This is a genomic window from Pseudomonas salicis (assembly GCF_057128705.1).
Genome location: NZ_JBSKHU010000005.1, coordinates 355,566 through 373,595, shown reverse-complemented (window position 1 = coordinate 373,595; position 18,030 = coordinate 355,566). Strand labels below are relative to the sequence as shown.

The window sequence follows — 18,030 nt, the reverse complement described above, 5'->3', positions numbered from 1 at the left end:
GGAGCAGCAGTTATAGCACCGCAATCGTGAACGTACAGCGCGGCGCCGAGATAGACCGTGGGTTTGTGCGTTTGTTCGCATCGGCGCGGCGCTGGTCACAATCTCCTTACGCACGCAAAACTTGTAGGAGTGAGCTTGCTCGCGAGAGCGGCGTGCCAGACAACTCTGCAGCGACAGACCGAACGCAATCGCGAGCAAGCTCACTCCTACAAGTGCCCGGTACCCGCTACAATGCCGCCCTTCCCCGGGAGCCTTATGTCCAATTTCTTTGCAGACTGGCGTCAGCGCGTCACCCATCGACAGGTGTGGGCGCTGGCCGCGCCGATGATTCTGTCGAACCTCTCTGTTCCGCTGGTTTCGCTGGTGGACAGCACAGTGATTGGCCATTTGCCCCATGCCCATCAGCTCGGCGCGGTGGCGGTCGGTGGCACGCTGTACAGTTTTCTGGCGTGGGCGATGAGCTTTCTGCGCATGGGCACCACGGGATTCGCTGCGCAGGCGGCGGGGCGCAATGACGGCTCGGCGTTGCGTCAGGTGCTGCTTCAGGGCCTCTTGCTGGCGCTCGGGTTTGCGGTGCTGCTGGGCCTGATCGGCCTGCCGTTCCAGCATCTCGCGTTGCAGATCATGCAGCCCTCCCCCGACCTCAACGACTTGACGCAAGACTTCTTCCACACCCGCCTGCTGGGGCTGCCTGCCGCGTTGGCGAGCTACGCGCTGGTGGGCTGGTTTCTCGGTCTGCAAAACGCCCGGGCGCCGCTGGCGATTCTGCTGACGACCAATCTTGTGAACGTCGCGCTCAACCTGTGGTTCGTGCTCGGACTCGACTGGGGCGTCGTTGGCTGCGCCCGCGCGTCGGTCATCGCGGAATGGGTCGGCGCGCTGCTGGGGTTGGCGCTGACTCGCAAAGGGCTTCGTGATTACCCCGGCCAATTGATCGTGTCGGCGCTCAGGCGCTGGCACAACTGGCGGCCGCTGCTCGGGGTCAACCGCGACATCTTCATTCGCAGCCTGGTGCTGCAATCGGTGTTTTTCTTTATCACGGTTCAGGGCGCACGGTTGGGGGATGCAACGGTGGCCGCCAACGCGCTGTTGCTCAACGGCTTGCTGCTGACCGCCAACGCACTGGACGGTCTGGCTCATGCCGTGGAAGCGTTGTGCGGCCATGCGATTGGTGCTCGGGACCGCGAAGCCCTGCGTCGCTCGTTGAATGTGGCGACAGGCTGGTCTTTGATCTGCAGCGTGGCGTTTGCGGTGTTTTTTCTGTTGGCCGGGTATCTGTTCGTCGAGATGCAGACCGATATCGTGGAAGTCCGCGAGATTGCCTTCGTTTATTTGCCTTACCTCGCCGTGCTGCCGCTGGTAGCGGTCTGGAGCTACTTGCTCGATGGCCTGTTCATCGGCGCGACCCGCGCAACGGAAATGCGCAACGCGATGGTCGTCACCGCGCTGATCTCCGCGCCCTTTGCATGGCTGGCCCACGGTTTTGGCAACCATGGGCTGTGGGTGGCGTTTCTGCTGTTCATGGCGTTGCGGGCAGTGACGTTGGGCGTCATTGCGCGGCGGTTGAACCAGACGGGTGGGTGGTTTCTGTAGGTCCAAGTAGGCAGCCTGCGGGCGCAGGCCCTAGCCCTGATGACCTAGTGAGTTCGATCTTGCCCATGAACAAACCGAACCACCTCATCCAGCACCGGCGCCAGCCCGCGCATTGGCCGTGAAAACGCGGCCACCAACGTCGCATGCCCCGGCTTGGAGAAGTACAGCTCACGCACCGGCACCCCCAGTTCCCGCATCCGTTTGGCCATGCCGCCGGTGTTGCGCTCGGGATTGACGAGGGTGTCGTCCTTCGCCGCCATCAACAGCGCGGGGGGCGACTCGGCGCTGACGTGGTTAATGGGCTGCGAGTCGGGTGGCGAATTCGGAAAATAAAACACCGGCTTCACCTCAGGGTTCTCAATCGGCAGGAAATCATAGGGCCCCGCCAAGCCGATCCAACCGCTGAGCATCGACGGTTTCATGCCCACCGTCGCCAACCATTTCGGGTCCAATGCCAGCATCGCCGCGTTGTACCCTCCCGCGCTGTGCCCCATCACGTAAAGCCGATCTGGATCGCCGCCATATTCGCGAATGTGTTGGCGAGTCCAGCCCACCGCTCGCGCGCTGTCATCGAGAAAGCCTTGGTAATGCACCTGTGGATAAAGCCGGTAATCCGCCAGCACTGCCACGATGCCCCTCGAAGCCAGCGCCTCTCCGACAAAGCTGTAATCGGTGCGCGAACCGCTGTTCCAGCTGCCGCCATAAAAAAACACCACCACCGGCGCATCGGCGGGTGCATCGACCGGCGTGTAGATATCCAGCCGATTGCGCGGGTCACTGCCGTAGCCAAGGTCCGCCGTCCTGGTGAACGTGCCCCCTGGCGTGAATGCGTTGAGGACCTTCAGCGGCGAACAGCCCATCAACAGGCCTAACAATCCGCCCGCGAGCAACAGTCGACATGCAATTCTGATCATTGAGGCTTGCCAGGGCGTGAGACAAAGAGTCGGTACAGCTTACGACTCCGCCCCGCCCGCTGAATTCAGAACATCTGTGCCTCCACCCTCACCTTGCGCTTCGATTTTCGCTTCGGCCTCAGCCTCGGCAATGGAAGACAGCATCACTTTCAGCCCGCTCAATGAAACGCTTTTCGAATCGATGGTCACGAGACTCGTGCCCACCCTGAAATGCATTTCATGGTGCGCGGCCAGCCGCATGACCATTTGATCGTCGACAGAAAATTGCCGGGAGTCGTCGAGAAACGCCGACGTGTCGATCCGGGTGGTCAACACCCGGCGAGTCACCGAGGCGGGGTCCGGACGGGCACGCGGGTTGATGTCCGGGTCCCATAACCGGTCGCTGATATAAGGCAAGTTGGGGTTACCATCACGAAAATTGACCACCACTTCCATGCCACCCCACCACGGCTGATCACGTTGGTTCAGCGCCGGATCGACGGGAATCCAGCAATCGTTGAATCGAGCGCCATCCCCTTGATTGCTCCACTCAAACCGCACCTGAATCCGGCCCCGGTCGTCACGCCGGGCAGGTTCGAACAAGCCACCGACGACGCAGGCCTGCTGCATGCACATCTTGGGTGCCAGGGGCGGTATCCGTGCTTGCAGGCTGTGACTCGGCTCCCGGACAACCCATTCGGGTGGCTGAAGGCTCACGCCTTCCGGGAGTTCTTCGGAAAAGACAACGACATGCCCGGTTCGAGCATGCAGGAAGTGGTAGTGCATGTTTTCTTCTTCGCATAATCGCTGTACCAGTTGCAGGTCGGTCTCGCAGTACTGGGCACAATAATCGCGTGTCACACTCGGTTGTTTGCGACGCCAGAAGAAACCCGAGTCATCGATCCCGTGCTCACTCAGCACCTGCGTAATGATCTGCTCGGCGCACATCCCCTGGAAGATCCGTTGGTTGTGACGATAAGCCATCAGTCCGAGCCGAGGGCCCACGGTGATCAAGTAACGCGAGGGCGTGCGCTGGTTGAGGTCACTGGAGGCGCGTTCGCTGCTGCTACTGCGCATGATGCTCTGGACATGGCCGTGAATACCCGACCTCGATCCCGCCGGATACAGAAAGCAGGCACCGAACAGCAGTTCATGGGCATCCACCGCGCCGTTCGGGCTGAGAATTTCAAGTTGAAAGCTATAGGGTTGGTCGGCAAATTCGTGCCCTTCGCAGGTCAACACCTCGAATGAGCGTTTGTGGCGACTGATGTCCAGACGCAAGTGGGGTATGTCGTTAAACGGGTGCATGGCGCGGGATGTCCTCGGCGAGCGGTTTCAGGCGGCCGGGGATTCTGTAACAGAAGATGCGTCAAGTAGAGGGGGTAAACGCAGAACAGGAAATGGCCTACACGCAGGGACAGCAGGCGATTGAGAATCTGTAGGAGCGAAGGATTTTGAAGGTATTTATCGCGTCAAAAAACGCCTCGAAAGGGGGCACGCATCTCTGTACAGCACGGTTTGTCGGTGGTGGCGGTGTTGAAATCGCCACCGTCGACAAGCCGTGCGGTTACAGGTTTACGTCATCGAACGTACCGGCGCATGCCTTACGACGACAGGTACGAAGACCTCGTCAGGCCCAGGCGCAGCGCGTCCAGAAACTGCGTGCGCTCGCGCGGGGTGATGCGCGCGCCGGCGACCTTGTCGCGGTAGTGCGTCATCAACTCTTCGGGCGACAAGTGCACGTAACGCAGCATGTCTTCGATGGTGTCGTGGGTTTCGATACCCGCTGAGTACGCGCTGCCGTCCTGATTCTGGTAAATGTTCACCGAGTCGGTGTCACCGAACAGGTTGTGCATGTCGCCCAGGATTTCCTGGTACGCGCCGACCAGAAATACGCCCAGCAGATAGTCCTCGCCTTCGTTCAGGGCATGGACCGGCAGGCTGGTTTCAATGCTCTGCTCGTCGACGTACTGGTTGATCTTGCCGTCGGAGTCGCAGGTCAGGTCTTGCAATACGGCACGACGGTTCGGCTCTTCGTCCAGACGGTGCAGCGGGATGATCGGCAACACTTGGTCAATCGCCCAGGTGTCCGGCAGGCTCTGGAACACCGAGAAGTTGCAGATGTACTTGTCGGCCAGCTTGTCGTTGAGTTCGTCCAGCACTTGGCGATGAGAACGCTGACGCGCTTTCAACGAGTTGTGCAGGCGGCGGCACACGGCGAAATAGCACTGCTCACCCAAGGCTTTCTGGGCCAGGGTGATCTTGCCGTCCGAATACTGGGTGGCGATGTCGCTCATGTAGTGCGTCGCGCGCCAGTAGGTTTCGGTGACCATCTCGATGTCGGTAGGGCCGAGCAGGTCGATCAGCCATTGCAGGGTTTCCGGCAGGCTTTCCTTGTCGTCGATCACCGGCACTTCGTCGTTGTGACGCTCGACGTCGGTGACCTGAATCACCAGCATCGCGTGGTGCGCGGTCAGCGAACGGCCACTTTCCGAGAAGATGTGCGGATGCGGCAGGCTTTGCGCATCGCAGAATTCCTTGAGCATGCCAACCACGACACCGGCGTAATCGTCCATGTCGTAGTTGATGGAGCTGGCGTTGCGGGAATGCGTGCCGTCGTAATCGACGCCCAGACCGCCGCCGACGTCGATGTGGTCGACCGGCAGGCCCAGATTGCGCAGCTCGCCGTAGTAACGAATCGCTTCTTTGAAGCCGTGCTGGTAGTCGGCCAGGTTGGCGATCTGCGAGCCCATGTGGAAGTGCAGCAGGCGGATGCCTTGATCCAGACCGGCCTTGGTGAAACGCTCGACCACCGACAGCAATTGCGCGGCAGACAGACCGAACTTGGACTTCTCGCCCCCGGTGTCGGCCCATTTGCTCGACGCCAGCGACGACAGACGAACCCGCAGGCCCACCTGCGGCGCGACTTTCAGCTCGGCGGCTTCTTCAATGACCAGTTCGACTTCGGATTCTTTCTCGATGACGATGAAGACGTTATGGCCGAGCTTCTGGCCCATCAGCGCCAGTCGAATGAATTCGCGGTCCTTGTAACCGTTGCAGACGATGGTGCCGCCTTTCGGGGCCAACGCCAGCACGGCCATCAGCTCGGGCTTGGAGCCGGCTTCTAGACCGATGGAGACGTTTTGCGTGGCGATGATGTTCTCCACCACCGCTTCCTGCTGGTTCACCTTGATCGGGTACAGCGCGGTGTATTGGCTCTGGTATTCCAGGCGCGCGATGTTCTCGTCGAAGGCGCCCGTCAGCTGGCGCACGCGGTCTTGGAGAATGTCGGGGAAACGCACCAGCAACGGCAAGGACAAGCCGCTCTTGCGCAGCTGGTCGACTTGCTCATAAAGGTCGATGGGCGAACTGCCCGGCCCATTGGGGCGGACTTCAACACGGCCGGCTTCGTTGATTGCAAAATAACCAGCCCCCCAATGACGAATCCCGTAGACACTGCGGCTGTCCGCCACGGTCCATTGGCTGCCATCGTCTTTGCGTGTGCGTCGTACGGACATCGAAGTCCCCTATATAAAAGTCATAAAGCCCCGGCCTGACCGGCTGGGCGCAGTGTATAGAGTGGAAATGACGGTTTGGCGCCAGCCCGCATGGCTCTGTAGACCCATGACACGAACCAGAGTTTGTTTTTTGAAAACAGACGCCCGACCGAAAACGAAACCAGAGACGATCCGACAGGACGGTTCAACCGCCTGACTTTTTCGCCTTGAAGCCTTGCTTGACCAGTTCCGCCAGCAGTGTCTCGACGTGATCACCCTGAATTTCGATCACGCCATCCTTGAGCGCACCACCGGTTCCGCAACGACGTTTGAGCGTAGTCGCCAGTTCCTTGAGTGCATCCTCGGCCAGCGGCACCCCGGTGATGGTGGTCACGGTTTTACCGCCCCGGCCTTTGCTCTCGCGGCGCACACGGGCAATGCCATCACCTTCGGGGATAACGGATTTCTTGCAGATACAGGCATCGACGGGCTGACGGCAGTCTGGACAGTGGCGTCCAGCGTCGGTCGAAAACACCAGGCCACCGAGGGCAGCGAAGGATGCGGCTTTTTTGGCCACCGGGAATCCTCTTCTTGAGGACCAAAGTCTGGTCGGGCAGAACGGTTAAACCCGAGTCTACGGAACCGACCGCGAAGCCCCACTCAGGCAGGGGCAGCGCAACCGGACCGTGAAGCCAGTCCGGCGTGAAAAGTCGCGCAGTGTAACGGCAAAAAGCGCAGATGCTAAGTGCAAATATGCGCCAATTTACGGGACATTTGCGACGTCGCCCAAATAGCGCTTCAACGCCGCCAGAGAGTCCGGGCAATAAGGCTTTTCGGTGGTTTCGCGCAGCACCTGTTCGATGCCGATGAAACGCGCTTCGAGCACTTCTTCCGGTTGCAGTTTCAGCGGCCCGTCCCAGACCGCCGAGAACACGGCACACCAGAGTCGGTTACCCGGCTGATCGAAAAAAAACTCTTCATGAGCGATCAGCTCGACGCCCGCCACACCCAACTCTTCTTCCAGTTCTCGCGCAGCCGATTCGACGTAGCTCTCGTCCGCCTGAACCATGCCTCCTGCCGCGACATCCCAGAATCCGGGATAGATCGCTTTGCTGAGGGTGCGGCGGTGCACACAGAGTTCGCCTGATGAGTTGAACAGCAGAATGTAGGTGCCGCGACCGATCAGGCCACGCTCGCGCAGCTCGGCGCGAGGCAAGGAACCCAGCAATCGATCCTGACGGTCGACCCAGGCAATGAGTTCGGCGTCGGAAGCCGCGCGGTGCGCGACTTCGTTTTCAGAGACTGACACCGATCAACCCTGAGACAGCAGCTGACGCAGGTCGATGACCGCTGCGTTGGCCCGCGACAAATAGTTGGCCATGACCAGCGAGTGGTTGGCGAACACGCCGAACGGGCTGCCGTTGAGAATGACCGGGCTCCACATCGGCTCTTGCGAGGCTTCCAGCTCGCGAATGATCTGACGCACGCTCACGGTGGCGTTTTTCTTGGCCAGCACGTCTGCGAAGTCGACTTCGATGGCGCGCAGCAAGTGAGACAGCGCCCACGCCTGACCACGGGCCTCGTAGAACACGTTGTCGATCTGCATCCACGGGGTTTCGACGATTTCTTCATCGACCTGCGGCACTTCGCCCGGCTTCACAGTCACGGTGGACTGCGCTTCCGTTTTCAATGTGCTATTGAGCTTCACGCGACCAACGCTGGCGGACAGGCGCTGGGACAGCGAGCCCAGACGGGTGCCGACGTCGCCCAGCCAGTTGTTGAGGTTGTCAGCGCGGGTGTAGAACAGCGCGCCCTTCTGATTCGGGTCGGACAGGCGCGCCTGATAACGGCTCAGCGCGGCAATGCCTTCGCGGTATTGAGACTCGCTGGACGGGAGTATCCAGCTCTTGTTGTCGAAGTTGAACAGCGGCTCGGCGCGGGCCAGATCGCCATCTTCAGCCGACTGGGACTGCGAGCGAGCGAAGTCTTTACGCAGTGCACGGCTCAGGTCGCGGACCTGGACCAGCACGCCGTATTCCCAGCTCGGGGTGTTATCCAGCCAAAGGCCTGGCGGGAAACGGTCGTTGGAAATGTAGCCGCCGGGTTTGTCGAGGAGGGTCGACGCGACGGTCTTGAGGGTTTCGACGGTGGTGTAGCCGATCACCATCTGCTTGCCTTCACGCTCGGCAGCAGCCTGCGCCTGTTGCTGGACCGGGAACAGTGGGGGCTCGCTGCTCCACCAGATACCGAGCGCCACGGTAACGACCAGGTAAATGCCGACCACCGCGCCCACGGCACGGCTGAACAGCAATCCACTCAAGTACCCACGAGGCGCGCGCGATTCTTTGCCTACTGGCTTTTCCTCAACACGCTCACTCCCGCCCGCAGCGCCCGAGCGCTTCTTCCAATCCAGCATGGCCTTGTCCTTTCAATCACGGAATTCAGTGCTTCTGACCGCAACCTTACAGCAAGGTGCGTTTGGCAGGAACGTGGAGGATGGCTCAAATGCGTAATCGACGGGTCCGTGTGCGTCATGCGAGGCGCTGTCAGGATTTGCGGGCCAGGATGGCCGAAGACGGTGGTCGCTATCGGGTTTCAGCCTGGAAACGTGAATTGTCATGCAACAAATCTGCTCACGACTGTCACATGCAACGCGCCTGAGTGCCTCATCCATACCCCTACACAACGCCAGTGGCCTTGGCACGCATTTGGCTTACAAAGACAGAAAGTTGACGTGAATAAATGACAACAAAATGACTTACGGCGCACCTGTGTGAGATAAGTAGTGCTAGCATAGCGCCAGCATCCGTATCAGGGTTTCCCCTAGAAGTAGTCAGGACATGACCGAAGCAGAAGATCCGAGCCGAGACCGTCTCAAGCACCATTTCGCCCAGCGCGTGATCCACCAGGCCCGTCAGATCCTGGAGGTCTGGCAACGCCTGCAACAAAGCGAATGGACGGCTGCGGATCTGGAAGAACTCAGCGACTCCAACCAGCGCCTGCTGCGGTTCGCCGAGCGCTTCGAACAGGAAGAACACGCGCATCTGGCGCGTGGCATCGCCCAATCCTTGCTGGAAGTGGAAGCCAATCGCGGCCGCTTGAGCAGCGCGTTGATCACCGACCTGAACCGCCTGATGCAGCGCCTTTCCCGCACGGGCTTGCGTCATGGCGATCGGCTGGAACACACGTCGCTGCCACCGCTGCGCAAGCCGATTTACGTGATGCTGCAAAATCACGAACGCGCTGAACGCCTGGCCAAACAGCTGGAGTTTTTCGGTCTGAGCGCGCAATCCATGGAAAGTCCGCAGGCCTTCCACGCCACCCTGGCCGAGCGCTTGCCCGCCGCCGTGGTGATGGACGTGGATTTCGGTGGCGTGGGCGAAGGGTTGAAGCTCGCTGCCAAAATGCAGGAAGGTCTGGAACAGAAACTGCCCTTGCTGTTTTTCAGCCATCACGAAACCGATACCCCGACGCGGCTGGCCGCCGTACGTGCCGGTGGCGAAGAGTTTTTGACCGGCACGCTGGAGGCCTCAAGCCTGCTGGAAAAAATCGAGATTCTGACGCGGGTCGCGCAGTACGAGCCGTATAAAGTGCTGATCATCGACGACTCTCGTGCCCAGGCCACGCACACCGAACGGCTGTTGAACAATGCCGGTATCGTGACGCGCACACTGTTCGACCCGATTCAGACGATGGCTGAGCTGGCTGACTTTCAGCCGGACCTGATCATTCTCGACATGTATATGCCCGGCTGCACCGGCACCGAGCTGGCGAAGGTCATTCGTCACAACGACCGTTACGTCAGCGTGCCGATCATTTACCTGTCCGCCGAAGACGACCTGGACAAACAGCTGGACGCGATGAGCGAGGGCGGTGACGACTTCCTGACCAAGCCGATCAAGCCGCGCCATCTGATCACGACGGTGCGCAACCGCGCCGCTCGGGCGCGAAACCTCAAAGCGCGAATGGTGCGTGACAGCCTGACCGGCCTGTACAACCACACGCATATCCTGCAGTTGCTGGAAGATTGCAGCTTCCGCGCACGCCGGGAAAACAAGCCGCTGAGCTTCGTGATGCTGGACATCGACCACTTCAAGAAGGTCAACGACGGTCACGGCCACCCCATGGGCGACCGCGTGATCAAGAGCCTCGCGCTGTTCCTCAAGCAACGCCTGCGCAAGACCGATTACATTGGCCGCTACGGTGGTGAGGAGTTTGCCGTGGTCATGCCTGACACCGACCTCAAATCGGCCTTCGGCGTGCTGGACGAGATTCGTCGCCGCTTCGCGGAAATTCATTACCCGGCGCAACCGGTGGACCTTTTCTGCACCTTCAGCGCAGGCGTGGTGGAACTGGAAGAAGGCGATGATGCGCTGATGCTGGCGTCTCAGGCGGATGACGCGTTGTATCGCGCGAAAAAGGCCGGACGCAATCAGGTCCACACGTTGCGTGAAGACATCATGCTTGCCAAAAAGCATTCGCCGCTGGACGTCGTGAACTGACGAGGATCGTCAACGAGACAATCCCTCAGCTGATTGAAGAAACCTCATCATGGCGCTGACCACGCGCTCCGGTTGCTCCTGCTGAACCCAGTGCCCTGCACCCGGTATCGACTCGATGAACCGCATGTCGGTGCACGCCGTGTTTTGCATCGTTTCCAGCGCGCCAGGGGCTTGAAAGGCCCCCCAATCTTTCTCGCCATAGATAAAGCACGAAGGCACGTTGATCGTGCGCCCCGCAAACATGCTCAACTCATGATCGTGATCGGCCAAGAAGCTGCATCGATACCAGTTGAGCCCGCCTTGAAAGCCAGTCCGTTGAAATTCCGCGGTGAAGAACGCAAGGTCCGATCCAGTCAACCACTCGCACCGTTTGGCCTCCGTGGCATCCGGCGCATCGGCATTGATAGCGGCGGGCATGCTGTCATCCAGCCCCATGATGTAGTACGGCGGCATCTTCACGAGCTCATCGGCTGACCATGCGAGTAACGGAAAAGGCGAATTGCCTGACCAGTCGCCGCTTTTGACGTGGAAATACGTTCGTAAAAAACGAGCGAGGCCTCCTTCCGGCTCGGTCATGTCGCGATTGGCGCTCCGGGTGCAGTAATAGTGCTGGTAGTGTTTTTTCGGCGGAGTTAAAGCCGCAAGCAGCTCGCTCATGTCGGGCCCATCGACGGCGCTCGCCAACAGCGGAGGCCCACTGAACGGCGCGCTCATCAACACAACAGCGCGAAAGATATCCGGCCTGACCAACGCGCAATAAGCCGCGACGGGTGAGCCGAAGTCGTGCCCTACTACGGCGGCAACGGAGTCACGCCCCGTGGCCGCCAGCAACGCAATAGAATCGCTTACCAGATTCAACATGAAAAAAGGCCGCAGATCCGTCTCGTACTCCGCCTCCCATCCTGTCGTTCGGCCATAACCTCGCTGGTCGGGCGCGATGACGTGATACCCCTGCCGCGACAATCCAAGCAGAGTATTTCGCCAGCTGTAGGCCAGCTCCGGAAAACCATGGAGCAGCAGGATGCAAGGCCGCTCAGGATTGGAATACCCGGCCTCCAGCACATGCATGCTCAGGCCGTTTACGCCCTCGATCTGGCGGGAGCGGATGCCCTCCGGCAGTGGCATCTCGTCGAGATACTCCGTGTCAGTCATCGCGTAAAACCTTCAGGCGAAAGAGCAGATCAGCCGGGATCGTCATCCGTTCATGACACAACGGGCAACGTCAATTGCCTGAATCCTAGCCAGCGCCGGATGGGAACGACAAACGAATATTTATCGCCGAATGAATAAGCTTAACTAATGCATGCACGGTTTTACGCGTCCACTCATGAGTCATTCCCAAGGGTGGGAATCCGTTGAACGATCCCGCTCGGCCTCTTCGTGCAGCCAGGCGATGAACTCGCGGATGTGTGGGCGCTTGATCGCGACGGGCGGGTAGATCACGTAATACGCCGAGTTCGTTTCGACGGAGTGCCCAAACGGCTTGACCAGACGCCCTGCCGCCAGATGCCCGGCAACCAGCGCGAGCCCGCACAACGCCACGCCTTGCCCGTCGATGGCGGCTTGCGTCACCACGTTGGTGTCATCGATGACCACACCGCTTTCCGGCTTCACGCCTTCGGCACCGGCACTGGCCAGCCACTCGCGCCAGCCTTCACGGTCGTAATCATGGAGCAGTGTGTGGTGAGTCAGATCCGACGGGGTGCGCAGCGGAGATGATCCCGTCAGTAGAGCGGGGCTGCACACGGGCGCAAACGCAAGCCCCATCAAACGCTCGGCCGTTAGACCCGGCCAGTCATCGCTCCCCCAGCGCACGGCCAAATCCAGCTCTTCGTGGGCGAATAGCGTTCTTTGCACCGAATGGTGCAAGCGTAAATCGACACCCGGATGGCGGGCCCAAAAACGCCCAAGCCGAGGGGACATCCAGCTCGCACCAAACGAAGGCTCCAGGCCCACTGTCAGGGAGTGAGTGCCCTGGCTGGCGCGAAGCGTGGTGACGGCTTCGCCGATTTGCTCGAACGCGGTTTGCACGACGGGAAACAGCAGTCGTCCCTCGTCCGTCAAACGGAGTTTGCGAATCATCCGATGAAACAGCAGGACGCCCAGGTGCTCTTCCAGTTGCTTGATTTGGTGGCTGATGGCGGCTTGCGTGATATGCAACTCATCCGCCGCCCGCGTGAAGCTCAGGTGCCGCGCAGACGCCTCGAAGCCTCGCAGAAGATTCAACGGTGGAAGACGCGACTGCATGGCTTGACCTCATGGATTATGTGCATTGATGCATCCCGTGAGCATTGGTTGTTTGTCACGCCCCACGAAACGGGATAAAAATTGATCCATCGGGGCAAGTCAAGTGATAGCAATGGCGATCCCCATGACGTGAGCCTTATCACCGAAAGGATGAGTTCGACATGCAGCACACTCTTCATCAGGATCGCCCGGCACCTGCTTTTACGAGCTTCACTGAATCAACGGCCGAGGACTGGAAGCACATCGAACACCTGTGCGACGTCTATGAGCGTGGCTTGGCAGACCGCGTGCTGAAAAACCTCGAAACGCTGAAAGGCAGTACACTGGGTTTCCCGGTCGACCGCTACGAGCATTCGCTGCAAGCCGCGACCCGCGCCGTGCGCGACGGGGCCGATGAGGAAACCGTGGTGTGCGTCTTGCTGCACGACATCGGCGATGACATCGCGCCTTACAACCACGGCGAGTTGGTCGCGGCGATCCTCAAGCCCTACATCTCGGCCGACAACCACTGGATGCTGTCCAAACACGCGATTTTTCAGGGTTACTACTACTTCCATCACATTGGCCGTGATCGCAACGAACGCGATAAATACCGAGACCACCCGGCCTTCCAGCGCTCGGCGATGTTCTGCGAACGCTGGGACCAGACCGCGTTCGATCCCGATTACGACACCCTGCCACTGGAGTATTTCGAACCGATGGTGCGACGGGTTTTCGCCCGTCCGGCGTTTGGGGGTGAGAAGGCGTTTGCGTGAGGAGTATCCGGGGTGGAGGCGGCATATCATTCTGGTAAGGCGACATAGGGTTTCAGCATCCACATCGCTACTACCGAGCCTACGAAAAAAAACATCGGCAGCGTGACCAGCCGCTTCAAACCCGTGGGAAAGTTTGCGAGATCAGCGGGTTCGAGCAGTCCACGCTTTATATAAAGCTTTGGCTGAAGCAGACATCCGGCAATCACTCCCAGTCGAATCTGCCGCCCCAACAATCCTACATCCGAGAAGCGACGATTTACGTCGTGAATAACTGAGCTTCTGCTCAGGTAGCCCTCCATTTTTACAAGCTTGCCGAACATGGCATAAATCATAAAACCGGTGGCAACTAAACACGTCGCAGCACAGGCTAGGAAGACGCCGTCGATGGCTTGCAGCTTCATTGTTCAAACCACGAAAAAAGTTGATTTCCCGCTACGGCACCCAAAGGGCTAAGTGCCTCTCCGCCCCCGATAGCACCAGCGACACCAAACACCAATGCACACCCAACCGCAACCATCCCACCCGAAGGCAGAGCGAGTGCAGCGCAAATACCTCCTGAGGCAGAGACGCCGACGGTGCCGCCCGCCAAAGAGCCGACGATACCCCCAGCAGCCCTCCCACTCTCCACATACTTCGCCTTGGTGCAAACATCTTCCTTCCCCAACGCACACGCCTCCTGAATCTCCAGCGCTCCAACCCCAACATCCAGCGCAACGCCCACATAGGTGCCTCGACTCAACACCTTGGCCGTCGCGGAAATCCGTCTCACGTTGTACGCGTACCCCCTCAGTTCCCCGGTGTGGAGGAAGCGTTTAGTGGAAATGCCGAGGATGTCTTTGATTTTGCCTTGATTGCCGAGTCCGGAACCGAGGCGGCCAATGTTCTGTAAACGGGTCTCGATCTTTGAAAACAGCACCTGTCGCTGGGCGAAGAACTGATCATTGGTGAGGGCGCCTGATCGCCAGCGCTGCATCAGGTTTTCGACTTCCTTGAGCAGCTTTTCCAGTTCTCGTAAATGCCCGCTCCATGCACCGGTCGCGCTGCCAAGACCGATGGACCCGTAACCCATGATGCTTTGCAGCACGTCGTAATTCTGGACCATCACCCGACTGCTCTGCGGATCATGCCCCACCATCGACAGGCGGACATTCCTGGCCAGCATCATCAGCTCGTTTTCTTCGGGGGTACACAGGTGCGAAGGCCCATCCGTCATCACCACGACCTGGCCGGGCAGGATCGGATGGGGGCGGAGGTGGGCATTGAGCTGATCGAATTTCGCGCGGGCGCTGGCGGGAACCTTCAGCGTGTAATCCCGGAACTGGTAATAGTCTCGGACTTCGTCATTGATGAACGCATAGGGCCTGGACAATGGGCTCCCTCTCAGGTGCAGGTATGAGGGAAGAACATTGGTTCGGAATGAACGCGCTGTCAGTAAACAGCGCGTTGAATATGCACTGATTACAGTGTTTTCAGAAAGAACCTACAGCCTCCTCGCCCGTCTCTGCATCCCCTCCCACCCTGCGTTATCATGCGGCGACTTTTGTGATGCGAGACCGCCATGCGCCGCCTGCTTTGTCTGATTTTTCTGACCCTCGCCCTGCCTGCTTTCAGCGCGAGCCTGTTGGACAGCCGGCCCAGTTCGGGGCTCGGGAGTCCGACGCTGGGCAGCAGCTCGGCACTGGGCAGCTCCAGCATCGACAACAGCAAGGACTTCCTGCCCGTTCGCCAAGCGTTCCAACTGAACCTGATCGATACGCCCCCCGACTCGATCAAATTGCAATTCGTCGCTGCTGAAGGCTATTACCTGTATCGCCACCGCTTCCAGTTCCGTACAGAACCTGCGGATATCTTGGGCGCCGCACAGCTCCCGGACGGCGAGAAAAAACACGACGAGTACTTCGGCGATGTCGAGGTGTATCACGGGATTCTCGACATCAACCTGCCGCGCAAAGCGGGCGACACGCGGCCCTTCACGCTGGTCGTGACGTACCAAGGTTGCGCGGATAAAGGCCTCTGCTACCCCCCTGAAACCCAGCGTTTGAGCATTGGCGACACGGCCTCCGTCGCTGACATCGCGGTAGCCACGACCACGCCGAGCCAAACGCCTTTCAGCTGGAAACAACTGGCGCTGTTTTTCCTCGCGGGGATAGGCCTGACGTTCACGCCGTGCGTACTGCCGATGCTGCCGATCCTCTCCGGCGTGGTGCTGCGCGGGCAGATCGGTGGACTGCGCGGTTTCTCTCTGTCCCTTGCCTATGTGCTGCCGATGGCGATCTGTTTCGCGATGCTCGGCGCACTGATGGGGATGTTCGGCGCCAGCCTCAATCTCCAGGCCCGGCTGCAATCGGCCTGGGTGCTGGTGCCGTTCGCGCTGTTTTTCGTGGTGTTTGCCATCGCGATGTTCGGGGTGTTCGAACTTCGCCTGCCTCGCGCCTTGAATGACAGGCTCGACCGCATCGCTGGCAACACCGAAGGCGGATCGCTGTGGGGCGCTGCCGTCCTGGGCGTTGTATCAAGCCTGCTGGTGTCGCCCTGCGTATCAGCGCCCTTGGCCGGTGCCCTCCTTTATATAAGCGCCAGCGGAGACACCGTGGGCGGCGCGCTGAAACTCTTCGCCCTCGGACTCGGCATGGGCGCGCCACTGGTGCTGGTGGCGACGGGCGGCGCGGCATGGCTGCCGAAGAGCGGACCGTGGCTGGTCACCGTCAAAAATGCGATTGGCGTGTTGCTGCTGGCGTTGGCCATTGGCCTGCTAAGTCGGGTGATCCCTGGGGAAGCCACGTTGCTGCTGATCGGACTGCTGTGGGCAGGGGTCGCGGTGTTTCTCGGCGCGCTGGAGTTCACCGTCAAAACCACCCGGGGCCGCCTCGCTCAGCTACTCGGGGTTTTCCTGTTGGTCTACGCTCTCTGCTGCTGGTACGGGGCCTTCAGCGGCCAGACCGATCCAATGCGGCCATTGGGCCGTGTATCTAACACGCAAATCTCGGGAGAAAGCAGCAGCGCGCAGCAATGGCAGACCGTCACCGAAGTTTCGACGCTTAAACAGATTCTGGCTGAGGCAAAAAGCGCCGAAAAACCGGTGCTGGTGGATTGGTACGCGGACTGGTGCATCAGCTGTAAGGTCATCGAGCATGAAGTGTTGCCCGATCCGAAAATTGTCAGCCAACTCAAAGGCTTTCGTCTGATTCGCTTCGACATGACCGACAGCAATGCCGAGCAGCGCGCCCTGCTCGACACTTACAAACTGTTCGGTCCGCCCGCTCTGTTGTTTTTTGGAAAAGACGGGAACGAGCTGACAAATGTGCGCGTCGTCGGCGAAATCGACGTGGAAGCCTTCTCCGAGCGGCTTTCTAGAGCAAATGACCAAATTTAGCCTCTTAGTCACAAATTTTGCGCGAACATCGGTCATCGTGCTGAACATTGTCGATATCTGGGTCGGTAACTGGACAGTCCAATACGCTTTCCGGCATAGTCGCTCCGCATCAATGGCTCGCACCTGCGGTGAGCGTCGAAAAAGCACCCAACAAGGAACACACGATGGCGACCTTACTGGTTCTTCACGGACCTAACCTGAACTTGCTGGGCACCCGTGAACCGGGTATCTACGGCTCGATCACGTTGGCCGACATCAACCAGGATCTGGAAAAGCGCGCGCGCGAAGCCGGCCACCATCTGATGTACCTGCAAAGCAATGCCGAGTATGAATTGATCGACCGCATTCACGCTGCACGCGATGAAGGCGTGGACTTCATTCTGATCAATCCGGCTGCTTTCACTCACACAAGTGTCGCAATACGTGACGCATTGCTGGGAGTGAGCATCCCATTCATCGAAGTGCACCTCTCGAACGTGCACAAACGCGAACCTTTCCGCCATCACTCCTACTTTTCAGATGTTGCTGTAGGTGTGATCTGCGGCCTTGGCGCCAGCGGATACCGACTGGCCCTGGAGGCCGCCCTGGAACAACTGGCCACCCGTTCGAAAGCATGACCGGCGCAGTTTCGCACTGAGCCCCATGACCTGAACCGGCCACCAAATACCCCTGACCGACCCTTGGGAGTTGATGATTAATGGATATCCGTAAAGTCAAGAAACTGATCGAATTGCTGGAAGAGTCCGGCATCGACGAATTGGAAATCCGTGAAGGCGAAGAGTCCGTACGAATCAGCCGTCACAGCAAGACTCCAGCACAGCAGTACTACGCGCCAGCCCCGGTTGCCGCGCCTGCCGCAGCACCTGCACCTGTTGCCGCTCCCGCCGCAGCAGAAGCGCCATCGGCACCCAAACTGAACGGCACCGTTGCGCGTTCGCCAATGGTCGGTACCTTCTACCGCAAAGCTTCGCCAACCTCGCCAGCCTTCGCTGAAGTCGGCCAGACCGTGAAGAAAGGCGACACCCTGTGCATCGTCGAAGCGATGAAAATGATGAACCACATCGAAGCCGAAACCAGCGGCGTGATCGAGTCCATCCTCGTCGAAGACGGCCAGCCGGTTGAGTACGACCAGCCGCTGTTCACCATCGTTTGAACCGCGGAGTGCCTTTG

Annotated in this window: 16 protein-coding genes; 6 read left to right on the top strand and 10 right to left on the bottom strand. The window is 59.5% G+C overall.

Features of this window, described 5'->3' with window-relative positions; genetic code table 11:
- The first annotated feature begins 255 nt into the window (after positions 1-255).
- Positions 256-1,593 (top strand): MATE family efflux transporter, encoded by a 1,338-nt coding sequence (locus tag ACWKWE_RS20155; RefSeq protein WP_483851489.1) that lies wholly within the window; start codon positions 256-258, stop codon positions 1,591-1,593.
- Between the two features lie 44 nt (positions 1,594-1,637).
- Here the strand turns inward: ACWKWE_RS20155 and ACWKWE_RS20150 are convergent, their stop codons facing one another.
- From ACWKWE_RS20150 to ACWKWE_RS20125, 6 genes are all read right to left on the bottom strand, one after another.
- A complete protein-coding gene (locus ACWKWE_RS20150) occupies positions 1,638-2,507 on the bottom strand; it encodes an alpha/beta hydrolase (protein ID WP_483851488.1) in 870 nt (289 codons plus the stop codon).
- Between the two features lie 39 nt (positions 2,508-2,546).
- On the bottom strand, positions 2,547-3,794 hold the full coding sequence (locus tag ACWKWE_RS20145; RefSeq protein WP_483851487.1) for a contractile injection system protein, VgrG/Pvc8 family: 1,248 nt from the start codon (positions 3,792-3,794) through the stop codon (positions 2,547-2,549).
- Between the two features lie 296 nt (positions 3,795-4,090).
- Positions 4,091-6,004 (bottom strand): arginine decarboxylase, encoded by a 1,914-nt coding sequence (gene speA / locus ACWKWE_RS20140; RefSeq protein ID WP_166595922.1) that lies wholly within the window; start codon positions 6,002-6,004, stop codon positions 4,091-4,093.
- A 184-nt stretch (positions 6,005-6,188) separates the two neighbouring features.
- On the bottom strand, positions 6,189-6,560 hold the full coding sequence (locus tag ACWKWE_RS20135; protein WP_092407562.1) for a translation initiation factor Sui1: 372 nt from the start codon (positions 6,558-6,560) through the stop codon (positions 6,189-6,191).
- 186 nt (positions 6,561-6,746) lie between these two features.
- Complete coding sequence (locus ACWKWE_RS20130) at positions 6,747-7,292, bottom strand: NUDIX hydrolase (RefSeq protein ID WP_483851486.1); 546 nt, start codon at positions 7,290-7,292, stop codon at positions 6,747-6,749.
- A 3-nt stretch (positions 7,293-7,295) separates the two neighbouring features.
- Positions 7,296-8,399, bottom strand: coding sequence for a DUF2333 family protein (locus ACWKWE_RS20125; RefSeq protein ID WP_166595924.1), 1,104 nt, complete (start codon positions 8,397-8,399; stop codon positions 7,296-7,298).
- Positions 8,400-8,823: 424 nt separating this feature from the next.
- Between ACWKWE_RS20125 and ACWKWE_RS20120 the strand changes: the two genes are divergently transcribed.
- Complete coding sequence (locus tag ACWKWE_RS20120; protein ID WP_483851485.1) at positions 8,824-10,485, top strand: diguanylate cyclase; 1,662 nt, start codon at positions 8,824-8,826, stop codon at positions 10,483-10,485.
- A 9-nt stretch (positions 10,486-10,494) separates the two neighbouring features.
- On the opposite strand, the gene ACWKWE_RS20115 is transcribed toward ACWKWE_RS20120, so the two are convergent.
- Together ACWKWE_RS20115 and gcvA are read right to left on the bottom strand one after the other, a co-directional pair.
- The gene (locus tag ACWKWE_RS20115) at positions 10,495-11,637 is read right to left on the bottom strand and encodes an alpha/beta fold hydrolase (RefSeq protein ID WP_483851484.1); all 1,143 of its coding nucleotides are present in this window, start codon (positions 11,635-11,637) and stop codon (positions 10,495-10,497) included.
- A 180-nt stretch (positions 11,638-11,817) separates the two neighbouring features.
- Positions 11,818-12,732, bottom strand: a complete 915-nt coding sequence (gene gcvA / locus ACWKWE_RS20110; RefSeq protein WP_483851483.1) for a transcriptional regulator GcvA — start codon at positions 12,730-12,732, stop codon at positions 11,818-11,820.
- 161 nt (positions 12,733-12,893) lie between these two features.
- On the opposite strand from gcvA, the gene ACWKWE_RS20105 reads away from it, so the two are divergent.
- Positions 12,894-13,487 (top strand): HD domain-containing protein, encoded by a 594-nt coding sequence (locus ACWKWE_RS20105; RefSeq protein WP_483851482.1) that lies wholly within the window; start codon positions 12,894-12,896, stop codon positions 13,485-13,487.
- Between the two features lie 26 nt (positions 13,488-13,513).
- On the opposite strand, the gene ACWKWE_RS20100 is transcribed toward ACWKWE_RS20105, so the two are convergent.
- Together ACWKWE_RS20100 and ACWKWE_RS20095 are read right to left on the bottom strand one after the other, a co-directional pair.
- On the bottom strand, positions 13,514-13,888 hold the full coding sequence (locus ACWKWE_RS20100; protein WP_483851481.1) for a hypothetical protein: 375 nt from the start codon (positions 13,886-13,888) through the stop codon (positions 13,514-13,516).
- On the bottom strand, positions 13,885-14,856 hold the full coding sequence (locus ACWKWE_RS20095) for a hypothetical protein (RefSeq protein WP_483851480.1): 972 nt from the start codon (positions 14,854-14,856) through the stop codon (positions 13,885-13,887). Before ACWKWE_RS20095 ends, ACWKWE_RS20100 begins: the two co-directional genes overlap by 4 nt.
- 189 nt (positions 14,857-15,045) lie before the next feature.
- On the opposite strand from ACWKWE_RS20095, the gene ACWKWE_RS20090 reads away from it, so the two are divergent.
- The 3 genes from ACWKWE_RS20090 (at position 15,046) to accB (ending at position 18,013) form a co-directional block, all read left to right on the top strand.
- Positions 15,046-16,860 (top strand): protein-disulfide reductase DsbD, encoded by a 1,815-nt coding sequence (locus ACWKWE_RS20090; RefSeq protein WP_483851479.1) that lies wholly within the window; start codon positions 15,046-15,048, stop codon positions 16,858-16,860.
- Between the two features lie 164 nt (positions 16,861-17,024).
- Positions 17,025-17,477, top strand: a complete 453-nt coding sequence (aroQ, locus tag ACWKWE_RS20085; protein WP_166595932.1) for a type II 3-dehydroquinate dehydratase — start codon at positions 17,025-17,027, stop codon at positions 17,475-17,477.
- An 80-nt stretch (positions 17,478-17,557) separates the two neighbouring features.
- Positions 17,558-18,013 (top strand): acetyl-CoA carboxylase biotin carboxyl carrier protein, encoded by a 456-nt coding sequence (accB, locus tag ACWKWE_RS20080; RefSeq protein WP_166595933.1) that lies wholly within the window; start codon positions 17,558-17,560, stop codon positions 18,011-18,013.
- Positions 18,014-18,030: the final 17 nt, after the last annotated feature.